Genomic DNA, 22,436 nt, shown 5'->3' with positions numbered 1-22,436 from the left:
ATTTTTACTAATATTTAAGTAGTTTTGGATGGATTTAGATACACAAGGAGTGCGTTACGTGGCGGCAACCAACCCGGTGACCGGATTGTTGAACCAGATTGAGGAGGATGAGAACGCACCTCTGTTCAATCTTCGTCGTCTGCCCATGGATAAGGTCTTTGAGGCGGCGCCGGAATTCAGCAGCCTTATCGGTGTCTGGGACGGAAAACGGCGGGGTGGCGAAGCCCTGCCGGATTGGAGCCGGTTCGACTTTGTCGATTTCCGCGGCTGGCATTCCGACATCGTCATCTCGTGCTTTCCAGATGCCGAGCCGGACCCGTTGTTCCGCATCTCAGGGGAAAACTTCAACGGCTTGGTCAACAGCAATATCGCCGGCGCACGCTTCAGCACATATTGGCCACGGCTCTTCGGCATCCAATTCCGCGATCACTTTCAGACCATCCGCGACACCGGGAACATTGGCCTTGTTGAAGGTAGATTGGCTGCCCAATCAAGGGGCTTCCTGACCGTCCAAGTCATTGAACTGCCCTGCCGCGACGGTGGCGATGGTGTTGGCCGGCTTATCCACGGCATTCGGGTCTCATGATTTTGTACGGATAATTCCGTCGTCCATCAGTGTCTCTTCCAAGAAAGTGCAGGTGGTTTTCCAGGACCGACGATGCGCGTGTGGGTGGTGCTGGATACCGCGCTCCGGAAACGCCGCGCCGGTAAAGGTAAAGGCGTGCATCGCATGCCCATAAATCTGCATTTCCCAGTTCGCCCCTGCCGCAGTGAACTCTTCGAACGCGCCCTTCACCTCCGCCGGTGGGACGATGGGATCGGCCCATCCATGCAACATGAGCACCCGCGCACGCATAGGCGCTGGCGCCGATGCTGTTGGAGATTGAGACGGCGGAGGGTTGAGCGCGCCATGCACGGTAACCACGCCCCGAAGACCATCCGGGTTGCGACGCGCAAGGTCCAAGGCGCATAGGCCGCCAAAACAATAGCCAAGCGCGGCTATATTCTCCGCATTCACGCCGGCCAGATCCGCCGCCGCGGCTAAACCTGCCAACAATCGCTCCTGCAACAGGTCCCGGTCTTGCAGACACGGGGTCATCAAATGGGAATTGTCCCCGACCGGGTCCCCGCGCAACCCCGCCCCATAGGCATCGACCGCCAAGGCGGCATAGCCCAGCGCCACCAGCTTCTCGCATGTCTCCAAGGTATATTCGTTGATACCGCTCCAATCGTGACAGACGAGCACACAGGGACGAAGGCTACCGTCGTTTTCCGGCAAAACGGCCACACTCTCCATCCGTTGTCCGCGCACGCTATATGCTATTGTCCTAAGGTCCGACATCTCCTGACACTCCCGCTATCGCGTTGAAAACAGCGTCGAGTGTGGTCCGTGGTGCAGAGCCGGTATTGAACGATCGCGACAGGAATGGGATCACATGTAAAAGGCGGCGCCGTCCGGGTCGGCGCATTCCAGCGCGCGCGCCGCGGCGGATACTTCGAACCGCCGGTAGCGCCCCGGCGTCGTCCCCAGATAGCGCCGCCAATGGCGGATCTGATGTGACTGATCCGCATAGCGCTCATCCAACAGACCAGTACCAGGCCGACGCGCCGTTTTCATGCTGTTCTGCAGCCGGACCAAATTGCTCAGTTCCGTCGGGGAAGTGCCGAATTCCCGATGGAAACGGCGTTGAAAGCCGCGCACTGAAATATCCATCGACGATGCAGCCGCGTACAAGGTCCGGTGCCGGCCGATTGATTGGATCAACGCTTCCCCCATCGAGGCGCGCAAGGTTTGAGCCGACAAGGCGGATAGGCACCAACGGTCGAGAAGATCGGTTTTGCCGAAAGCCATCAATCGCGCAGCGGCGGCGCGAAGTCCCGCTGCCTGCCCAGGCCCCAGAAGGTCGGTCAGGTTGCGCAAGGCATTTCCGGTATGTTGTCCCAGGCCCGGCATCATCCCGGCCATACCGACAGGGCTAAGCAACACCATTGCAAACAATGTGGCGTTGCCCGCGACCCAATGGCGAATAGCTGTCTGAAGGCCGAGAAAGGCGATTTCCGGATGACGGTTGCCGTCACTGTCCACACTTCTGTCGCAGAAATTGACGCTCAAAACCCCATAGGGCATCGGCGCCGTTGTAACCGGGGAAAAAGGCAGCCCGCCGTCCCGATCGTCGACCAAGACATAGGCCTCCACCAACCCCGTAAGTGCCGGGTCCGGCCGGTAAAATGAAACCTTCACTCCTTACCTCTCAAAATGCATCCTCTCGCGCCCGGACCGCGCCGGACACCACGTCATTATAAGGGGTCGGGATGCCCAGTTCCTTGCCAACCACCGGGACCATGCCGTTGATGGCGTCGATCTCGCAGCGTTTCTTGTTTAGATGGTCGAGCAACATGGAAGGCCGCGCGTCGGGCATCTTCGACCCGAAATCGGTGATATAGGCATCGACGTCGTCGAAGGTGAAATTGACGCCCTTGGCCTTACCGCAGGCATAGGCCTCACGCCCGCAATTCATCGCGATATGCCAGGAAGCGGGATCGGCCATCACCTCCCCGATTGTCTTGTTGAAGGTGGTGCAGGGGGCGGAGAAGGTGACGTTACAGACGAACTTCTCCCAGATCAGCTGTTCGATATCCGCATAGGCCTGGACGTTGAAGCCGGCCTCCTGCCAAATCTTCTCAACCGCCTGCAACCGGTCGGTCATGCCGCCGGAACATTCCCCGATGCGGATGCGCTTCATGGCGTTGTGATGAATATGGCCCGGTCCCTTGATCGAGGCCCCGAACCCTTCCGCCACGCCCAGCAACACATTGTCGAGCGGCATGTATTGCTCTATCCGCTCCGCCGCGCCGAGCCCGTTCTGGATCGTCAGCACCACCGATTGCGGCCCGGCCAACGGCTTGATCGCCTGCGCTGCAGGGCCGACGCCGTCCGCCTTGGTCGCAATAATATAGAGGTCGCAGGTTCCAGCATCGGCAAGCGAGGTCGTCGCGTGAACCGAGGTCACGGTACGGTCGCCGCTGGCCCCTTCGACGCGAAGTCCCTTGGACTTGATCGCATCCACATGGTCCTGCCAGACATCCACCGCCCAGACTTCATGTCCCGCATCGGCCAGCAAGCCCGCATAGACACCGCCCATCGCCCCAACGCCGACAACCGCGATTTTCGCCATTTCATGTTCCTCCCATAGTCAAACCGTTTGTTTTGTTGGCGACAGCTTGTTGGATGGACATCACTTAAACAAGATACCCCGGCGCACGACACTATTGCCCGCCCAATTGGAGTCCCCTGGCATGAAGAGCTTCATCATCTGCGCCACGCCGCGCACAGGCAGCACCTTGCTTTGCGATTTGCTGAGCGCGACCGGCAGGACCGGTAAGCCGGATTCCTATTTCATGGGCGATATGGATCCCGAATGGTGGGTTGAATTGGGCATGCCCCAGCCCGGAATGCCTAAGACCGGTACACCGGACGACCCGGCTTTCTGCGCCGCCGTGCTGAAAGCCGCCATCGCAGCCGGAAAAGGCGATACCGACATTTTCGGGTTGCGTCTGATGCGCAAAGACCTGCCCGGCCTGTCGGCCATGATCGGCACGGTGCATCCTGGATTGACCGCCGACCGCGAACGCCTCGGCGCAGCTTTCGGCGACGTGCTCTACATTCATCTGACGCGGGAAGACAAACTGGCCCAGGCCGTCTCCATGGTGAAGGCCGAACAGACCGGCCTTTGGCATATCGCCCCGGACGGAACCGAGGTGGAACGTCTGGCCCCGCCGTCGGACCCGGTCTTCGATTTCGACAGGATCGCGGTGAAACTGGCCGAATTGGATGCTTATGACACCGCCTGGACGGATTGGTTTGCGGAACAAGGAATAGATCGCTTGCGCGTCGGCTATGAAAATCTGTCGGAAGATCCGGCCACCCCTGTCGGTCGGATCTGCGATGCGTTGCAAGTTCCCGCCCCTGCACGCGGCACGCTGAAACCGGGCGTCGCCAAACTGGCCGACGCGGTCAGCCTGGACTGGATGCGGCGATTCCGTGCCAAAACCGGCCCGGCGGCGCAAACGCAAGACTAAGCGCATTTCGTCGATTTTCGCTCTTCTTCGTTCTGCCTTGAATAAGTCCCGGAAATGCAAAATTAAATCTTACTTATCCGCTCATTTTATGGGGTGACGAACGCTCGGCCCGTCTCCAGTATCCGAAGAAATCCGAAAGCGGATACTTTTCCATTTGGATGTTTTTCATTCAGGCGTTGAAAGGGTTGGTCGAAACATGGGCGCGACATTGGGCACGATTACGGAACCGGCGCGTTCCGTCGACGTCATTCATAAGACGGACGTTCTGGTCGTCGGTTCCGGCCCCGGCGGGTTGGCGGCGGCATTGGCCGCAGCGCGCGCGGGCGCGGAGGTTTGCCTGGTCGAGCGCTTCGGCTGTTTCGGCGGCAACCTGACCGTGGTCGGCGTCGAAGGCATGGCCTGGTACCGGCACGAGGAGACGATTGAGGCGAACGGCATCGGCCGCGAGTTTGAGACCCGCGCCAAGGAAATGGGCGCCGCGGTCCAGGAGTCGCAAAGCCTGTCCTATGAAATCGACTCGGAAGGCTTCAAGATCGTCGCCGACAAGCTGGTCGAGGAAGCAGGCATTCACGCCATGCTGCACCGCTTCGTCGTCGCTCCGATCATGGACGGCGACACGATCACCGGCATCATCACCGAATCCAAGGCGGGGCGCGAGGCGATCCTGGCCCACCGCGTGATCGACGCGACCGGGGACGCGGACCTTGTCAATTGGGCCGGCGCGCCGGTCTTCAAGACGGCGAAAGAAAAAATGATGGCGGCCTCCGTCATGTTCCACGTCGCCGGCGTCGACAAGACCAAGTTCATGGAAGGCATCCGTAACGATCCCCAGACCTATAAGGATTGGGGCGGCGGCGGTGAATGGAACATCGAAACCTCCGGCAAGGAAGACGACATGTTCTCCCCCTTCGTAAAGAAGCCGTTCCAGAAAGCAATTGAGGACGGTTTGATTCCGCCGCACCTGAACACCATCGCCGGCACTTGGGGCGCGATGCACGACACGGGTGAACTGACCTATATGAACCTGATCCATATGGACGACTGCGACGGCACCGACCCGGACGATTTGACCAAGTTCGAGATCGAAGGCCGGCGCCAGTCCATGTTGGCGATCGAGGCCCTGAAACGATACATGCCCGGCTGCGAAGGCATGCGCCTGCGCAATTTCGGCATGACGCTGGGCATCCGCGATACGCGCAAGATCGATGCGGCCTACAACATGACCGAAACCGATGTGCGCGAGCAGGGCCGGTTCGAGGATTCCATCGGCATCTACCCGGAATTCATCGACGGCTATGGCATCTTGATTCTGCCGACGACCGGCCGCTACTTCCAAATTCCGTATCGCAACCTTGTGCCGAAGAAGGTCAAGAACCTGCTGGTCGCGGGCCGCGCCACCGGCGGCGACCCGGTCAGCCACGCCGCGACACGGAACATGAGCTGCTGCGCCGTCACCGGCCAAGGCGCCGGAATCGCGGCCGCCCTGTCATTGAAATCCAACAGCGAACTGGACCGGATCGACATTTCCGCGGTTCAGGGTGAACTCGACCGGCAAGACGTGCGATACTGGTAACCGATTGAAATCGGATTATCGGGATTTGGAGTGAACGCGGGACTTAAGGGAAAATTCCTGATCGGCGCGGCCATCGGCTCCGGCAGCACCGGGCTGGCGGCGGAGCGCGGCGGCGCCGACTTTCTGCTGGCCATCAATGCCGGGCGGCTGCGCAGCATGGGGGCGCCGTCGATTGCCTGCATGTTACCGATTTTCGATGCCCGTACCCTGACCGACGGTTTCGCGCGGACCGAACTTCTGACCCAGTGCAACATACCGGTCCTGATCGGGCTGAATGTTTGGGAAGAAGATCTCGACTTCGCCGCCACGGCCGCAGCGATCAAGGAACAGGGTTTCGCCGGCGCGGTGAACTTTCCCAGTTGCATGCATTATTCCCGCCCGATGCAGCAGATCCTCTCGCGTGCCGGCCGCGGCATCGAACGCGAAGTGGAACAGTTGCGCGCGGTCCAGGACCGGGGTCTGACCGCGATGTTCTATTGCGCGACCAGGACCCAGGCGCGGTTGGCGGCGGATGCGAGGCTCGACCTCGTCTGTCTGAACCTCGGTTGGAATGTCGGCGGGTCCGTCGGGCACCAAGCCCGCGCCTCGCTTGAGGAAGTGGCCGCCATGGCGCGGGAGATCGGTCGCCTGATCAAACGGATCAGCCCGAAGACGCGCTTCCTGCTGGAAGGCGGCCCCATCGAAACGGCGGAGGATTTGGCGCGGGTGGTGCGCCTCGCCGATATCGACGGCTATGTCGGAGGCTCCACTTTCGAACGCATGCCGCTGGAAATTTCCGTCGCCGATCAGATCGACCGGTTCCGGCAGGCGAGTAGTAAGGGCGCCGCGCTGGACGAAAAGGAAAACCGGCTGACGGCCTGGGGCCGGGGCTTTGGTTTCAACGGCCATTCCCCCGCCCTGCTGAATTACCTTGAACGCCTTCGATCGCTGGCCGAATTGGACCGCCCCGTCCTGCTATTGGCGGAAAAAGGCAGCCCGACCATACCCAGCCTTACCGCGCTTGCCGGCAAGCCGACATCGCGGAAACCGGGACAAGCGCCGGTCGTCACCATCGACCTGGCGGGGGAGGAGTTTCCGGGCCGCGCCCGCAACCTTCTGTTCGGCCATCGCGATACGATCGACCGACGGCTGCCGGGCCTTTCCGATCCCGGTATCAGCGTGCTGGCGATCCGCGCGGCGGAACGGCTGCCGGTCGCGACCCAGCGACGGCTGGCGCGCGCCTTGACCGACGGTACATTTCGGGCGCCCGGGTCCTGGCGCCCGGTTCCCGTCACCACGCGGGTGGTCCTCGTCTGCGCGGTGGCCGGCAGTTCGGATACCCTGGACCCGTCGGTACTTGGCCTGGATTCTCAATTGGCGGAAGCCTTGGGCGGTGCAGTTTTGAAAGTTCCGCCCTTGCGGGAAAGGGTGGAAGACCTGTTCGATTGCGTCGAAACCGGCCTTGCCATCACGCGGCAGGATTTCACGGCCAGTGCGCTGCGGCGGCTGGAAACCCATGCCTGGCCCGGCAACGAGGCTGAATTGACCGCCCTGCTCACCGACCTGTCAGCCGAAACGGCGCGCGGCCCCATCGCGGAGGACACTGTTTTGTCCCGCCTGGATGGCGCCGCCGCAGCCGGCCCGACCGCGCGGGGCGGTGAGAAGGAACGGATCGTCGATGCCCTGTGGCGAAACGGCTTCAACCGCAGCCGTACGGCCGAGGCCCTCGGCATGTCCCGCAAGACGCTCTACAACAAGATCAAGAAGTTCGGCCTGACAGGCTGACGCGCATCCTCAAACAACGGCTCGCCAAATCACGGGCCGCAGAAGCAATCCATCGACGCCCGGTGGCCACAGGGCAGGTGATGCCGCTTCCGCCTCAGACCCCAACACCAACACCGGCCCCTGCCATCCCGCATCCAACAATGTATTCGCAACCGCCTGCGCCGAACCGCCCCGGCGCAGCATCGACGGGAACCCGGCGGCGAAATCGGCAACCCGCGGCAGAATCGCGACCGCATTGGGTTTGGCCGCCAAGACGTCCTCACAGGCCGCCTCGTCACACAACACGGCCAGCCGCTTTAAGCCCAGGTCGCCGAACTTCGCCAAACAGGCGAGTTCCCGCGCCCAATCAAGTCCAACATCCTGCAGCTGCTGCTGGAAATCCGCATCCTGTTGATGCGTGCTGGGCAGGTTCGACACCCAGCCGATGCCGGCCGCCTGCAACCGTGCCGCTTCCCGGTCGACCGCCAGGAACGGGTTTGCCATGAATAGACCGACGCCCCTTCCCGCCGCAGCGGCAGGGTCGGCAATAACGGTATCCGTCACGACCCCGCGCCCCCGCCCCGCAGGCAGCAGCAAACCCACTTCCATAGGCACCCGGTCATCGGGCAGGCCCGGCGTCGCGGTTAGAAAACCGGAAGGCAACCTATCGACATGGTTCGGGGCGACGATCCGCCACAAAGCCAGGCACGGGCGCGCAGTATCACTCATATTTCGAGCAAGGCGCGTCGGACTTCTTCCAGATGGGCGGTCATCGCTTCCCGCGCCGCTTTCGGCGAGCGCATACGAATGCCTTCGATAATATCCGCATGTTGAGAAACATAGCGGGCTTTCAGCGCGGGCGTATAGGCCCGACGCTTCGCCGCAAGCCATTCCGCATTGGCCCGCATTGCCGACAGCATCTCATCGATCTTGATGACCAATTGGTTCTGGCTCATCGCAAAAAGCAGACGGTGGATTTCCGCGTCATACTTCTCGAAAGTTTCCATCTCGTCAGTCTGTTCCGATCCGGCCTGGGCGCGAAGCAGTTGTTGGATATCCGCTTCCGTGGCGTTCGCCGCGGCAGCAGCAGCCACGGCGGGCTCAAACATCAAACGGGCTTCGATCAAGTCCCGAGGACTGATCTCAGCGACGAAGTTGTACGCCTTGGAGGTGGTTTCATTCTCGTTCTGAGGGGTCGGGGCAAGCTGTGTCAGGCCATCATTCCCCGCGACGAAGGTGCCACGGCCCACATGACAGACAACAAGGCCGTCATCCCGCAAATCCTCGATCGCACGGCGCACTGTATTGCGGGCGACATCGAAGCGCGCCGCCAGTTCCCGTTCCGTCGGAATCCGGCCGTCACCGGAAAACGCGCCCGCCCGTATGTCGGACCGCAACTGGTCTGCAATTCGTGCCGATATCGTCGATCTCATGAAAATTCCCCGTCAAAGCCATAAGGATTCGCCGCTGGAAAACCCGAATCACTGACCAATCACCTCAAATAATAGGTTCAATTGGTATATTAAGTCAACTTTTTTGAACCAAAGTGCCTAGTAAATCTTAGAATTGGTGCTATTGTTTCATAATAATCGGCGAATTGGTCCATCAATTGGTTCAATAACTGTCGAAAAAAAGGTCGAAACCCTCAATTTTCGGCCACATTTTTGGGGGGAAGGATGGCTTTCCAAAGCCTGAAACCGGGAAAATCTGTGAGAATTGATGGAAACCTCCCCTCCATTGATTCTCATTTTTTGGATCATGTTTTACCCATTTTTACTCACTTAATCTCAACAGGCCATTGCAGCGAAAAAGAAGTCGCCGCAAGATATTTTCACCAAACAATGGGAAGTCCGGCAAAAGACCGGACCGTGACCGGCGCCGAAAAGGCAGCCAGACACCAAAAACCAGCCGCCGTCCAACCGGCGCCGCGGGGAGGAAATTGAGGATGCTGTGGTCCGTTTCGGCCATGGGCGGGAAACCCGTCATCGCACCAACAATCATCGCGTCATATGCCGACGCATTGGCCATCGCCGCCACATACGGGCGGGGTTAAGCGTCGATGCGCAGTTTTGTTGAACGCCATACCTTCTGGGCCATCGTGATCTTCCTGGCCGCGGCCGTCTTCCTATGGATGATTTTTGCCGTCTGGCCGGATTGGTTGATCTCGGCGATCGGCCGGAAGAAGACCTTCGTCAACACCTTCTTCAACGGCGTGACGCTGGGCGGTTTGTATTTTTTGGTCGCCAGCGGCTTCACGCTGGTCTTCGGCCTTATGAGGAACGTGAACCTCGCCCATGGTTCAATGTATCTATTGGGCGCGTATATCGGCTACGAAGTCGCGGAAGCTAGCGGCAGCTGGTTCTTCGGACTGCTGGTCGCCTTCCTCGCCATCGCGGTCAGCGGCATTCTGTTGCAGGTGTTGATCTTCCGCCGCATGGAAGGCGATGACTTGCGCCAAACGCTGGTCACAATCGGCATATCCATCATCGCGGCGGACCTGATGCTGGCGATCTGGACCGGCACGACCTATCAGTTCCAGCCGCCCGAATGGCTGTTCGGCGCGACCCAACTGCCGATCATCTCGGTCGTCAAATCATCCGGCGCCGCCGTCTATATCAAATACCCAATCTATCGCCTGGCCGTGCTGGTCGCCGCTGTCGCGGTCGGCATCGGGCTGTGGCTGTTCCTCAACCGCACGCGGATCGGCATGATGATCCGTGCGGGCGTGAACGACCGGCAGATGCTGGCCGCCAGCGGCGTCAACGTGCAACTGGTCTTCGCCCTGGTCTTCGCCATCGGCGCGGGCCTCGCCGGGTTTGCCGGCGTCGTCGGGGGGACCGCCCTTTCCATCGCGCCCGGCGAGGATATCCGTTATCTGCTGGCCTCGCTCATCGTCGTCATCGTCGGCGGTCTCGGCTCCGTGACGGGGGCCGCCATCGGCGCGCTGCTCGTCGGATTGGCGGAACAGTTCGGCCTGGCCTATTTCCCGACCTACGGGGTGGTCCTGACCTTCCTGATCATGGTCGTCGTGCTGGCCGTCCGCCCGCAGGGCATCATGGGAGGGCGCTGAGCAATGGCGACAGGCGGCCTCTTTTCCGGCAACAGTGCGTGGACGGACATCCATCCGGCGAAAATCGTCGTGGCCGTCTTCCTGCTCGCCTACCCGACCTTCACCTCCGACTTTTTCACCTATCAGATCGGCGCGTATTCGCTGATCCTGGGCATGGTCGCGCTGTCGCTGATGATGCTGGCTGGCTATGGCGGCATGGTCAGCCTGGCACAGCTGACCGTCGCCGGTTTCGCCGGGTACCTGATGGCGATCTTTGGCGACAACAGTGTCGGCGTGATGGGATTGGGCTGGCCCTGGTGGTTGACCATCCCGGTCGCGATCCTGGGCGCGGCTGTCTTCAGCGCCTTGATCGGTGCGATCTCGGTCAGGACCGAGGGCATCTACACGATCATGATCACATTGGCGATCGCGGTCGCGTTCTTCTACTTCGTGCGGCAGAACTATGCGCTGTTCAACGGGTTTACCGGCTATGCCGGGGTCGAGCCCCCTACATTGTTCGGTGTCTATTGGCGCGCCCCAATTCCCTTCTATTACCTGACCCTGGCCCTGGCCGCCTTCTTCTTCTTCATGGTGCTGTACGGCGCGCGGGCGAATTTCGGCCTCAGCCTGCAAGCCATCCGCGACAATCCCCGCCGCATGCACGCGCTCGGTTATGACGTGACCGTGCATCGGATCGTCGCCTATTTCATGTCCGGCATCATCGCCGGCACCGCGGGCGTATTGCTGGTCTGGTTCAACGGCCGGATATCACCCGGTTCCGTCGGCGTCGACGTCGCCATCGATATTCTGGTGATCGCGGTCGTCGGCGGCATGCGGCATCCGGTCGGTCCCTTCTTGGGGGCCATCGCCTTCGTTCTGCTGGAGAACTTCGCCATCGACCTGATCGACCGCGAACGGTTCAACACCGTGATCGGCCTGGCCTTTCTGCTGGTGGTGCTGTTCTCGCCGGATGGACTTCTTGGAATTTGGAGCAAGGTGCGCAACCGCATCGGGCTCAACTGGAATGCGCGGCGCAGAAATGCCCGGGCAGAACGGGACGACGGGCAAACTGCCCCATCGTTCGAACAATAAACCGAGTTTCTATAACCGTGTTTGGGAGGTAACGATGATCGGTAATTTGGGTAAAAGCCTAGCGGCGGCGGCGCTGCTGTCGTTCGCTGGTACCGGCGCCATGGCGCAGGACAGCATCAAGATGGGTGCGCTTGCGACCTTGGAAGGGGCCTTCACGGTCCTGGGCGAAGACAGCATGCGCGGCGTCAAACTGGCGCTGGAAGAATTCGGCTATTCCGCCGGCGGCAAGAAGATCGAACTGATCACGGGCTCGTCCGACGCATCGCCGGACAGCGCGATCCGCGCCACGCGTAAACTAGTGGAACAGGACGGGGTCCAGATTTTGGTCGGGCCGCTTTCCGGGTCTGAAGGCCTGGCGGTCAAGGACTATGCCAAGACCCAGCCCGACGTCACTTTCCTGAACGGCTCGTCCGCCGCGCAGGACACGACGTTGCGCAGCCCGGCGGACAACTTCTTCCGTTTCTCGACTGAAGGCGCGCAGTGGATGGCCGGCTTGGGCGAGTATGTCTATAACGACAAGGGCTATCGGTCCGTGGCCGTCCTGGCGGAAGACTATTCCTTCCCCTATACGCAGGTCTTCGGTTTCCTTGAGCCGTTCTGCCGTCTCGGCGGTAGCGCCCCGGTCGATGCCCGTTTCTGGGTTCCGATCGGCAACAAGGACTATTCCTCGGTCATTGCCGCATTGCCCGACGATGTCGACGCCATCTACGTCGCGCTTGGTGGCGCGGACGCGGTCAACTTCCTGACCCAGTACGAGCAGGCCGGCGGCGAACTGCCCCTGATCGGCGGTTCGATCACGGTCGACCAAACGGTTCTGGGCTCCAAAGGCCGGACGCGTGACTTCATCATCGGCACACCGTCGGCCGGACCGGTGTCGGATACCTGGGACGACCCACGCTGGAACAAGTTCGTGGCTGCCTACAAAAAGCAGTTCCCGGACGGATTCCCGTCACCTTCGCTGTTCGCCCACGCCTATTACATCAACACGAAGGCAGCCCTGCTGGCGCTCAACGAAGTGAATGGCGATCTTTCCGACGGCGGCAAGAAGTATCGTGAAGCCCTGTCGAGCCTTGAGTTCGAAACACCGACCGGCAAAGTCCATCTGGACGAACGCCGCCAGGCCGTCGCCGACATCTTCCTGACGGAAGTCATCGAAGGGCCGGACGGCAATCTGGTTAACAAGACCGTCAAGGTCATTCCGCAGGTCAACCAAACCCTGGGCGTTTCCTACGACAAGTTCCTGGAATATGGCCAGGTCGGTCGTGAAAACCCGCCCTGCAACTAAGCCGAAAACACCAGCATCGTTGGAAGAATAAAGACAATGCCTTCGACCTCCGCCCTCTCCCGTCTGCAAAGTGCCGGCCTTTACGCGCTGGAACTTGAGGCCGTGAGCCGCCATTTCGGCGCGCTCGTGGCGCTGGCGGACATCAACCTGACCGTCAAGGCGGGTGAGCGGCGGGCGGTCCTGGGGTCCAACGGTGCGGGCAAGACCACCCTGTTCAACGCGATCACCGGGGACTTTCCCCCGACCACCGGTCGCGTGCGTCTGTTCGGAGAAGACGTGACGGATCTGCCGGTTCATGAGCGGATCCGTCGCGGCCTTCGCCGCACCTACCAGATTTCCCTTCTGTTCGGCGGCCTCAGCGTCATCGACAATATCTATCTCGCCTGCCGGGGCGTGAGCCGCGGGAGATTCTCCCTGCGCCGCCCCCGCAAGGACGACAGCGGCATGGAAGCCGCCGAAACCCTTCTTTCCGCCGTCCATCTGGACAATGTACGCGACACGCCCGTCGGGGATTTGAGCCACGGCCAGCAGCGGCAGTTGGAAATCGCGCTGGCGCTGGCCGGCGCGCCGCGTCTGATCCTGTTCGACGAACCCGCCGCCGGTCTTTCCCCGACGGAGCGAACCGAACTGGTCGAAATCCTTCAGGCGCTGCCAGACCATATCGGCTTCATCATCATCGAACACGACATGGATGTGGCGCTGCGCGTCTCGGAGTCGGTCACCATGATGCATAACGGCCGGATCTTTAAGGAAGGCACACCGGAAGAGATCGAAAACGATCCGGAGGTACAGGAACTTTATCTGGGGCATGGTCATGGCTGATCGCAACCGCCGCGGAAATTCCAACGCCCCGGTCCTGCAGGTTCGGGACCTGCATGTCTATTACGGGCATTCGCATGCGCTGCAGGGCGTGAACCTGACGCTCGACCGCGGCGTGCTGTCCATCGTCGGCCGGAACGGCATGGGCAAGACGACACTGTGCAACGCCATCATGGGGCTGCTGCCCGCACGGCGCGGATCGGTTCAGTTCGAAGGCCAGGAAATCACCGGCCAGCCAACCCATCGGATTTCGTCCATCGGGGTCGGCTATTGCCCACAGGGGCGCCGCCTGTGGCCCTCGCTAACGGTGGAAGAGCATTTGCGCTTGGTTTCCGGCAGCGGCCGCAGTTGGACCATCGACCGCGTCTACGACACATTCCCCCGCCTATACGAACGCCGTCGCAATGGGGCCGGTCAGCTTTCCGGCGGCGAACAGCAGATGGTCGCGATCTCCCGCGCCTTGCTGCAGGACCCAAGCCTGTTGATCCTGGATGAGCCCACCGAAGGACTCGCCCCCGTCATCGTCGATCAGGTCGAAAACCTGCTGCGGACATTGGCGGAAGAAAGCGATGTGACGATCCTGTTGATCGAACAGAATATTGCCGTCGCCACCTCCGTCTCCGAAGACGTCGCGATCATGGTGAACGGGCGCGTGGGCAATGTGATGCCCGCCAAGCAATTGGCCGCCGACCGCACCTTGCAAGAACGTCTTCTGGGTGTCGGGCGCCATTCGCACGACGATGTCGACCTGCCGATGATCCCCGCATCAGCACCACAGGAAACATCCGCTGCAAAGCCCGATGACACCGAAGAACCGGTCGTGGAGCGGGAGGAACCCCAAGACGACCGGACGGAAGAAACCGCGCCGGACGAAAAATCGACACTGGTCTATGTGCCGCCGACCCGTTGGTCGAGCGCCCATTGGCAGGACGGCAAACCGGGCGAACGCCCGGCGAAGCAAACCGTGGCGAAACCGGCCCGCCCCTTCGACGCGAAGCCGGAACCGGTTTTCGCGGAACCGCTGACCCCGCTGGAATTGTTGCGCGGCGACGATGTCTATGTCGTCGGCACCTTCGATACCAAGGGCGCGGAATTGAACTATATCCGCGACCGGATCGTCGAGCGGGGCCTCAGCGTCCGCACCGTAGACCTGTCCACATCTGGCAAACCATCCTCAGCCGACGTCCCGCCGCACATGGTCGCGGCCTATGCGCGCGGTGGCGCGGGATCGGTCTTCAGCGGTGATCGCGGTGCATCCATCCGCGCCATGCAGGAGGCGTTCGAAAACTGGCTGCCCCGGCAACGCGGCATCGGCGGCGTGATCTCGGCGGCCGGGTCCGGCGGCACGGCGCTCGCCACGCCAGCAATGCGGCGCCTGCCCATCGGCGTGCCTAAGGTCATGATCTCCACCGTCGCTTCCGGCGATGTCGGCCAGTATGTCGGCCCGGCTGACATCATGATGATGTATTCCGTCACCGACGTGCAGGGCTTGAACCAAATCTCCCGCCGCGTTTTGGCCAACGGCGCTAACGCCATCGCCGGGATGGTCAAATCGGCCCGCACCGAGCGTCCGGCCTCTACAGACAAACCCGGCCTTGGACTGACCATGTTCGGGGTCACCACAACGGCGGTCCAGCAGATCACGGCGCAATTGGAAGACCGCTACGATTGCCTGGTCTTCCACGCCACCGGGGTCGGCGGAAAGTCGATGGAAAAACTGGCCGATAGCGGCATGCTGTCGGCGGCCATCGACCTGACCACGACCGAGGTCTGCGACATGATGATGGGCGGCGTGTTCGCGGCCGACGAGGACCGTTTCGGCGCCTTCATCCGCACCCGCATTCCCTATGTCGGTTCCGTCGGCGCACTCGACATGGTGAACTTCGGCGCGCGCGATACCGTGCCCGAGAAATACAACAACCGGACCTTCGTCGAACATAATCCGCAGGTCACCCTGATGCGCACCACGCGGGACGAGAATGTCCGCATGGGCGAATGGATCGTCGAACGCCTGAATCGCATGGACGGACCGGTGCGTTTCCTGATCCCAGAAAAAGGCGTTTCCGCGCTCGACGCGCCGGGCCAGGCTTTCCACGATCCGGAAGCCGACGCAGCCCTGTTCGAGGCGATCGCCCGCAACTTCCAGGAAAGCCCGAACCGGCGTTTGGTCCGGGTTCCCCATCACATCAACGACCCCGGCTTCGCGGATGCGGCCGTCAGGGCGTTGGACGAAATCAATCCGATGAGAAGAGAGGCCCGCAATGCCGCGCATTGAGCGAAAGACACTTCTTGAAAAGTTTCACACCATGCGGCGGAACGGCCAGCCGATAATCGGCGGCGGCGCGGGCACGGGCCTGTCGGCCAAGTGTGAAGAAGCCGGCGGCATCGACCTGATCGTGATTTACAACTCCGGCCGTTACCGGATGGCGGGCCGCGGGTCGCTCTCGGGCCTGATGGCCTATGGCAACGCCAACGACATCGTCATGGAAATGGCGCATGAAGTTCTGCCGGTGGTGCAAAACACGCCGGTCCTGGCGGGCGTGAACGGTACCGATCCCTTCTGCATCTTCGACGAATATCTCGACCGGGTGAAAGCCGTCGGGTTTTCCGGCGTCCAGAACTTCCCGACGGTCGGGCTGATCGACGGCACCTTCCGCGCCAATCTGGAAGAAACCGGCATGTCCTATGGTCAGGAGGTCGACATGATCCGCATGGCCCACGAAAAGGACCTGCTGACCACGCCTTACGTCTTCAATGAGGACGAGGCCACCGCCATGGCAGCGGCCGGCGCGGATATCATCGTCTGCCATATGGGATTGACGACCGGTGGTTCCATCGGGGCCGAAACCTCGCTGAAGCTGGAAGATTGCCCTGCCATGGTGAACGCCTGGTCCGAGGCCGCGCGGCGGGTTAACCCGGAAGTCCTCGTGCTTGTTCATGGGGGCCCAGTCGCGATGCCCGATGACGCCCAGTACATCTTGGACAATACCGATCACTGCCACGGTTTCTACGGCGCCTCCTCGATGGAGCGTCTGCCGACCGAAATCGCGCTTACCGAACAAACAAAAGCCTTCAAGGCAATTACCACTGCCTCGGGCAAAACCGGCTGAGGGGGAGAAAGACCATGACTACCGGTCTGATAGGATCGATCATTCTCTGGCTCATCGTCGCGATCATCGTGATCGTCGTGGCCGTCTATTTGCTGAACTGGCTATATCACCGCTCCACCAAGGAAGAAGCCTTCGTCCGCACCGGCTTCGGCGGGGAAAAGGTCGTGATAAATGGCGGCGCACTGGTGTTGCCGATCGTCCACGAGGTGACGCCGGTCAACCTGAACGTCGTCCGCATCCCAATCGCCCGCACCAAGGAAGAGGCGGTCATCACCCGTGACCGCATGCGGGTCGATATCGAAGCCGACTTCTTCGTCCGCGTGGTGCAGGAAAAGACGGCGGTTGCAGCCGCGGCCTCGACCCTCGGTCGCCGCACGACGGATCCGGCCCAACTGGCCGAACTGTTGTCCGGGAAATTCATCAGTGCGTTGCGGTCCGTCGCAGCGGAACTGAGCCTGGACGAAATGCACGAGAAGCGCGGCGACTATGTCGAGATCGTCGAGAAACGTGCGGCTGAAGCCTTGGCCAAGAACGGATTGGAACTTGAATCGGTCGCGATCACGGATCTGGACCAGACCAACCTGGAATTCTTCAACCCGGCCAACCGGTTCGACGCCGAAGGTTTGACGCAGCTGATCGAGACCATCGAGTCCCGCCGCAAGTTGCGCAACGATATTGAACAGTCCTCCATGCTGGCGATCCGTACCCGGAATTTGGAAGCGGAAAAGGAAACCCTGAAGCTTGAGGAGGAGAGCGAAAGCTCCCGCCTGAACCAGGAACGCACGCTGGAATCCTTGCGGGCCGAGCAACGGGCGGAGATAGAACGCACCCGCGTCACCCGCCAGGCGGAAATCGAACGGTCCCGTATCACGACGGACCGGGAAACCCGGACCTACGAAATCGAACAGCGCCGGTCGCTGGAAGAAGAAGAAATCAAGGCGCATCAGGAGGTCGAACAGGCCCGCATCGCGCAGGAACAATCCCTGGAGAAATCCCGCATCGAGCGCGAACGGTTGATCCGTCAGGAACAGATCAAACAGCGCCACGACGTCGAAAGCTCCGAAATTACTGCGAACGAAGATCTTGAGCGGTCGAAAATCGTGTCCGAGCGTCAGTTGCGCGAAGCGCGGATCATGGCCGATCAGGAAACCGAGGCCCGCGACATCGCCCGCGGCCAGGAAATCGAGACCGCCAAGATCGGCGCCAACAAGGCCGTCGAAACCGCCCGGATTTCCCTGGACCAGACCTTGGACAAGGCCCGCATCGAACGCGACCGCCTGCTGCGCTCGCAACAGATCGCCCAGCGTCAAACCATCGAGGAAGCGGAGATCTCAGCCCGCGAGGAAATCGAACGCGCCCGTATCGCGTCCGACCGTGGTTTGGAAGAAGCGCGCATCGTGCAGGACCGCGATTTGAAGCGGCTTGAGGTCGAGCGCGCGCAGGTTCTGGAACTGGCGGAAATCGAACGTCAGATCGCCGTGCTGCAGAAGCAGGCCGAGGAAGCGGAAACCCGCGTCGGTGTGGAAGCGGTCCGTGCCCGCGCGGTGGAGGCCGAGGAAAAGGTCAACACCACGCGCGAAACCGAAGTTGCCGAACGCCTTGCATCCATCGATCGCATGATCGCCCGCAAGGACGCGGACACCCGCCAAATCGCGGCCGAGGCCGACAAGGTCACGGCGGCGGTCGCGGCCGAAGCACAACGCCTGAAGAACGAGGCGGAGAACATCCTGACCGAGGATGCGCGCGCCGGCCAGCTGCGGTCGAAGATGATCGACCGTTTGGAAGGTATCGTGCGGGAAAGCGTCAAGCCGATGGAGAACATCGAAGGCATCAAGATCCTGCATGTGGACGGGCTGACCGGCGGCGGTGGCGGCGGCAGTCGGTCGCCGACGGACGAAGTCATCGAAAGCGCGCTGCGCTATCGGGCCCAGGCCCCGCTGATCGACGAGTTGATGAAGGAGATCGGCGTCGAAAATCCGAATGTCGCCAAGATGGGTGATATCTTCCGCAGCGCGAAGGACGCCCAAAGTCTCGCCAAGTCCAACAAGACCGATAAGTCGGACGATTGATCATGGTCGAGGTCTATACATCTTCCGTCATCGAAGCGCCCGCCGACCGCCTCTGGGCGGCCGTGCGGGACTTCAACGCCCTGCCCAACTGGCATCCGGCGATTGCCGAAAGCCGGATTGAGGGCGGCCAGCCATCGGACCAGGTCGGATGCGTCCGCGCCTTCCGTCTGAAGGATGGCGGCTTTATCCGCGAGCAGTTGCTGGCACTCAGCGACTATGATTTTTCCTGCACCTATTCGATCCTGGAAAGCCCGATGGGCGTGGAAAACTATGTCGCGACCCTGAAACTGACCCCGATCACCGACGGCAACCGCACCTTCGCCGAATGGTCGGCGGAATTCGACTGCGCGCCCGGTCGCGAATCCGAGCTGACCGACCTGGTCGGCAACGGCGTCTTCCAGGGCGGCTTCAACGCCCTGAAAGAAAAATTCGGGAGCTGATCCATGTCGGTCAAGGTCGAGTGCAGCACAGTCATAGACGCGCCCATTGCGGCGGTCTGGGACGTGCTGCGCGATTTCAACGGCCACGACCGCTGGCACCCGGCGGTGCGCCGCAGCAGCCTGGAAGCCGGACGACAGACCGACCAAGTCGGCGCGGTCCGGAACTTCACGCTTCAAGGCGGCGAGCGGATCCGCGAACAATTGCTGTCCCTGTCCGACAAGGAACACCGGTTCCGTTACGCCATCGTCGACGCGGACGTACCGTTGCAGAACTACTTGGCGGAGGTGCGCCTCAAACCGATCACCGATGGCAACAGAACCTTCTGGCACTGGTCATCCAAATTCGATACGCCGCCCGGCCAGGAAAACGAATTGCGGGATTTGGTTACCCAGGGCGTCTACGAAGCCGGGTTCGAAGCCGTCCGCGAACGGGTCGAACGGACCAGACCCGGCACAGGTATCGCCGCTCCGGCCCTTTCGGCAGGCAACGGAATCGACGGGACGGCCATGGTTATCGACCGTCACGGCGGACCGGAAGAGCTGCACGCGGCCAAGATCAAGGCACCGGCACCCGGGCCCGGCCAGGTTCGGATCAAACAAACAGCCATCGGCGTCAACTATATCGACGTCTATTGCCGCACCGGTTACTTCAAGCTGTTGGAACCGCCGCAGGCGCCCGGCATGGAAGCCGCCGGCGAGGTTATCGATATCGGGCCCGGCGTCAGCCATCTGCGTGAAGGTCAGCGCGTCGCCTATGCCTGCCCGCCGGTCGGTGCCTATACCAGCCACCGCACCATGGGTGCGGCGCTGGTTATTCCTCTGCCTGACTGGATCGACGATGAGACGGCAGCGGCAGGCTTGTTGAAAGGCATGACGGCCCAATTTCTGCTGCATCAGGTTCATGCCGTGCGCCCGAAGCAGACCGTTCTGATCTACGCGCCGGCGGGCGGTGTCGGCCGGATGCTGTGCCAATGGGCAAACCGAATGGGCGCGACCGTCATCGGCGCGACCTCATCCGAAGCGAAGGCCCGGATCGCACGCGCCGCCGGCGCCCACCACGTCGTTACGCCGGGCGAGAAGAGCCTGGAAGAACAAGTCATGGACCTGACCAAAGGGCATGGCGCGGATGTCATTTACGATGCAGTCGGCAAGGACAGCTTCGCGCATTCCATTGCCGCGCTCGCGACCCCCGGGCACTTGGTCAGTTTCGGTCAGGCGTCCGGCGATATCGGGTCCTGGAATGTCAGTTCCCTGGCGTCCAAATCGGTCACGCTGTCGCGCCCCAATTACGGTCACTACACCGACACGCCGGAAAAGATCGCCGCGATTTCAGCCGACCTTTTCGACGCGATCCGAAGCGGCACCGTCAAAGTCGAAATCGGACAGAAGTATAAATTGAGCGACGCCGCGGAAGCGCATCGCGCTTTGGAAGCACGCGAAACCACCGGATCAACCATCCTGATACCGGACCAAACCTGAAGAGGATAAGTGATGAAGTTCTGCGTATTCGAATGGCAAGGCGGCACCCATTTGGGCAAACTGTCGGGCAATGGCGACACGGTTGACCGCCTTGATCTTGCCGCGGATGGCAACGGCGTCGCCGCCCTGATTGGGCGCGATGTTCCAGGCACCTTGGACACCATTCCCATCGGCGACGTGAAAATCTGCGCGCCGATCCCCCGGCCACATCGGAACATCTTCTGCGTCGGCAAGAATTATCACGAACACGCCCACGAATTTGCGAATTCCGGTTTCGACAGTTCCGCCGCCAAGGGTGCGGTCCCGGAAGCGCCCATCGTTTTCTCCAAATTGCCGGAAACGGTGGTTCCGGACGGCGCCGCCATCAAGATGGATTCCTCGGTCACGACCGCCGTCGACTATGAAGCGGAACTGGGCGTCATCATCGGCAAGTCCGGCCGCAACATATCCAAGGAAGATGCTCTTTCCCATGTTTGGGGATACACGGTCATCAACGATGTCACGGCCCGCGATCTGCAAGGCAAACACAGCCAATGGCTGATCGGAAAGTCGCAGGACACGTTCTGCCCCATGGGTCCCGTCGCCGTCACTGCGGATGAGATCGACCTGGGCGACACGACGGTCAAGTGCTGGGTCAACGGAGAACTTCGTCAGGATTCGAATACCAGCCTGCTGATCTTCGATGTCCCAACGATCATCGCGGCAATTTCGAACGGCATCACGCTTATGCCGGGCGACGTTATCGCCACCGGCACACCGGCGGGCGTCGGCATCGGTTTCAAACCGCCGAAATACCTGACCCCCGGTGATAATGTGAAGGTCGAGATCGCCGGTATCGGTACCTTGGAAAACCCAGTCGAGGCGATTTGATCATGACCGATCGCAGCCTGGGCAGCATGATCATGGAAGTTACCGGGCCGGATACCGGGCCGGCGGTTGTGATGGTGCATGGCCTGGGTGGGGATTCAAACAGCTTCCAGCCCCTGATGGGGATCATGGAAGGATTCCGCGTCCTGCGCCCGGACCTGCCCGGCGCGGGGCGCTCCCCGATCCGGCCCGGCCGGTCCGGCATACAGGGCATGGCCGACAACGTTCTGGACGCCTTGCGCGCCGCCGGCGTCGCCAAGGCCCATTTCGTCGGCCATTCCATGGGAACGCTGGTGTGCCAATACATCGCCGCCCAGCACCCTGAATGCGTCACTGCCCTCACCCTGATGGGGCCTATACTGGAACCGCCTATTGCCGCGCGGGCCGGCTTGAAAGAGCGGGCGGAAGCGGCGCGGACGAACGGTATGGCGGGCATTGCCGATGCCGTGTCGCACGGCAGCGTTTCGGAAGCCTCACGCAAGGCCAACCCGGTGGTCCCTGCCTTTGTGCGGGAGAGCCTGATGCGGCAGGACCCGCGTGGCTATGCGGACCATTGCATCGCCTTAAGCGAGGCGAAACCGGCGCGCCACGATGCGATCAAGGCGCCCACCTTGCTGATAGCGGGGGAAAAGGACCCCGTAGCGCCAGTGCCAATGGGCAAAGCCCTGGCGCAGGCGATTACGGGCGCACGACTGGAAGTCATTCCAGACGTCGCCCATTGGATGATGATGGAAGCGCCCGGAAGAACGGCGTCCCTATTAAAAGAACATTTGCATTGAACAAGCATCTGAAGGCGGCCGCGCATCGAACGCGGCCCTATGGAGGAGATT

At 61.4% G+C, this 22,436-nt stretch carries 21 protein-coding genes; 16 read left to right on the top strand and 5 right to left on the bottom strand.

The window, feature by feature from the left end; translation table 11 throughout:
* The first annotated feature begins 58 nt into the window (after positions 1–58).
* Positions 59–586, top strand: a complete 528-nt coding sequence (locus EOI86_RS02145) for a PAS domain-containing protein (protein ID WP_161973656.1) — start codon at positions 59–61, stop codon at positions 584–586.
* On the opposite strand, the gene EOI86_RS02140 is transcribed toward EOI86_RS02145, so the two are convergent.
* The 3 genes from EOI86_RS02140 to EOI86_RS02130 all read right to left on the bottom strand — a co-directional run bounded on the left by EOI86_RS02140 (position 581) and on the right by EOI86_RS02130 (position 3,176).
* Positions 581–1,342 carry a dienelactone hydrolase family protein gene (locus EOI86_RS02140; RefSeq protein ID WP_205032018.1) on the bottom strand — a complete coding sequence of 254 codons (762 nt, stop codon included), beginning with the start codon at positions 1,340–1,342 and terminating at the stop codon, positions 581–583. The two genes, EOI86_RS02145 and EOI86_RS02140, sit on opposite strands and share 6 nt — an antisense overlap.
* A gap of 90 nt (positions 1,343–1,432) precedes the next feature.
* Entirely contained in the window at positions 1,433–2,242 is an 810-nt protein-coding gene (locus tag EOI86_RS02135; RefSeq protein WP_127763498.1) for an AraC family transcriptional regulator, read from the bottom strand.
* A gap of 10 nt (positions 2,243–2,252) precedes the next feature.
* The gene (locus tag EOI86_RS02130; protein WP_127763497.1) at positions 2,253–3,176 is read right to left on the bottom strand and encodes a ketopantoate reductase family protein; all 924 of its coding nucleotides are present in this window, start codon (positions 3,174–3,176) and stop codon (positions 2,253–2,255) included.
* 121 nt (positions 3,177–3,297) lie between these two features.
* Here EOI86_RS02130 and EOI86_RS02125 point away from each other — a divergent pair, with 121 nt between their 5' ends.
* The 3 genes from EOI86_RS02125 (at position 3,298) to EOI86_RS02115 (ending at position 7,417) form a co-directional block, all read left to right on the top strand.
* Entirely contained in the window at positions 3,298–4,080 is a 783-nt protein-coding gene (locus EOI86_RS02125) for a Stf0 family sulfotransferase (protein WP_127763496.1), read from the top strand.
* Positions 4,081–4,276: 196 nt separating this feature from the next.
* Positions 4,277–5,653 (top strand): FAD-dependent oxidoreductase, encoded by a 1,377-nt coding sequence (locus EOI86_RS02120; RefSeq protein WP_127763495.1) that lies wholly within the window; start codon positions 4,277–4,279, stop codon positions 5,651–5,653.
* Positions 5,654–5,683: 30 nt separating this feature from the next.
* Positions 5,684–7,417, top strand: a complete 1,734-nt coding sequence (locus EOI86_RS02115; RefSeq protein WP_127763494.1) for a phosphoenolpyruvate hydrolase family protein — start codon at positions 5,684–5,686, stop codon at positions 7,415–7,417.
* Positions 7,418–7,426: 9 nt separating this feature from the next.
* Here EOI86_RS02115 and EOI86_RS02110 read toward each other — a convergent pair whose 3' ends face one another.
* Both EOI86_RS02110 and EOI86_RS02105 read right to left on the bottom strand, forming a co-directional pair.
* On the bottom strand, positions 7,427–8,125 hold the full coding sequence (locus EOI86_RS02110; protein WP_127763493.1) for a hypothetical protein: 699 nt from the start codon (positions 8,123–8,125) through the stop codon (positions 7,427–7,429).
* Entirely contained in the window at positions 8,122–8,829 is a 708-nt protein-coding gene (locus EOI86_RS02105; RefSeq protein WP_127763492.1) for a FadR/GntR family transcriptional regulator, read from the bottom strand. Before EOI86_RS02105 ends, EOI86_RS02110 begins: the two co-directional genes overlap by 4 nt.
* Positions 8,830–9,072: 243 nt before the next feature.
* Between EOI86_RS02105 and EOI86_RS02100 the strand changes: the two genes are divergently transcribed.
* The 12 genes from EOI86_RS02100 (at position 9,073) to EOI86_RS02045 (ending at position 22,385) form a co-directional block, all read left to right on the top strand.
* The gene (locus EOI86_RS02100) at positions 9,073–9,339 is read left to right on the top strand and encodes a hypothetical protein (protein ID WP_127763491.1); all 267 of its coding nucleotides are present in this window, start codon (positions 9,073–9,075) and stop codon (positions 9,337–9,339) included.
* Positions 9,340–9,455: 116 nt separating this feature from the next.
* A complete protein-coding gene (locus tag EOI86_RS02095) occupies positions 9,456–10,466 on the top strand; it encodes a branched-chain amino acid ABC transporter permease (protein WP_127763490.1) in 1,011 nt (336 codons plus the stop codon).
* Positions 10,467–10,469: 3 nt separating this feature from the next.
* A complete protein-coding gene (locus EOI86_RS02090; protein WP_127763489.1) occupies positions 10,470–11,537 on the top strand; it encodes a branched-chain amino acid ABC transporter permease in 1,068 nt (355 codons plus the stop codon).
* Positions 11,538–11,571: 34 nt separating this feature from the next.
* Positions 11,572–12,822: an ABC transporter substrate-binding protein gene (locus tag EOI86_RS02085; protein WP_127763488.1), complete on the top strand. Its 1,251-nt coding sequence runs from the start codon at positions 11,572–11,574 to the stop codon at positions 12,820–12,822.
* A 36-nt stretch (positions 12,823–12,858) separates the two neighbouring features.
* Positions 12,859–13,644 carry an ABC transporter ATP-binding protein gene (locus EOI86_RS02080; RefSeq protein ID WP_127763487.1) on the top strand — a complete coding sequence of 262 codons (786 nt, stop codon included), beginning with the start codon at positions 12,859–12,861 and terminating at the stop codon, positions 13,642–13,644.
* Positions 13,637–15,916: an ABC transporter permease gene (locus EOI86_RS02075; protein WP_127763486.1), complete on the top strand. Its 2,280-nt coding sequence runs from the start codon at positions 13,637–13,639 to the stop codon at positions 15,914–15,916. The genes EOI86_RS02080 and EOI86_RS02075 overlap by 8 nt, the downstream gene beginning before the upstream one ends.
* Positions 15,903–16,751, top strand: coding sequence for a phosphoenolpyruvate hydrolase family protein (locus EOI86_RS02070; RefSeq protein ID WP_127763485.1), 849 nt, complete (start codon positions 15,903–15,905; stop codon positions 16,749–16,751). Before EOI86_RS02075 ends, EOI86_RS02070 begins: the two co-directional genes overlap by 14 nt.
* 14 nt (positions 16,752–16,765) lie before the next feature.
* Positions 16,766–18,820 (top strand): flotillin family protein, encoded by a 2,055-nt coding sequence (locus EOI86_RS02065; RefSeq protein WP_127763484.1) that lies wholly within the window; start codon positions 16,766–16,768, stop codon positions 18,818–18,820.
* A 2-nt stretch (positions 18,821–18,822) separates the two neighbouring features.
* Positions 18,823–19,260, top strand: a complete 438-nt coding sequence (locus tag EOI86_RS02060) for an SRPBCC family protein (protein ID WP_127763483.1) — start codon at positions 18,823–18,825, stop codon at positions 19,258–19,260.
* Between the two features lie 3 nt (positions 19,261–19,263).
* Complete coding sequence (locus tag EOI86_RS02055; RefSeq protein ID WP_127763482.1) at positions 19,264–20,739, top strand: SRPBCC family protein; 1,476 nt, start codon at positions 19,264–19,266, stop codon at positions 20,737–20,739.
* Between the two features lie 12 nt (positions 20,740–20,751).
* Positions 20,752–21,609, top strand: a complete 858-nt coding sequence (locus tag EOI86_RS02050; RefSeq protein WP_127763481.1) for a fumarylacetoacetate hydrolase family protein — start codon at positions 20,752–20,754, stop codon at positions 21,607–21,609.
* Positions 21,610–21,611: 2 nt separating this feature from the next.
* The gene (locus tag EOI86_RS02045; RefSeq protein ID WP_127763480.1) at positions 21,612–22,385 is read left to right on the top strand and encodes an alpha/beta fold hydrolase; all 774 of its coding nucleotides are present in this window, start codon (positions 21,612–21,614) and stop codon (positions 22,383–22,385) included.
* The last annotated feature ends 51 nt before the right edge of the window (positions 22,386–22,436 follow it).

Origin of the sequence: Hwanghaeella grinnelliae (assembly GCF_004005845.1) — a bacterium.
Classification (GTDB): Bacteria; Pseudomonadota; Alphaproteobacteria; order UBA8366; family Aestuariispiraceae; genus Hwanghaeella; species Hwanghaeella grinnelliae.
The sequence above is the reverse complement of the archived record's forward strand: the minus strand, read 5'-3'. Positions and strand labels throughout refer to the sequence as shown.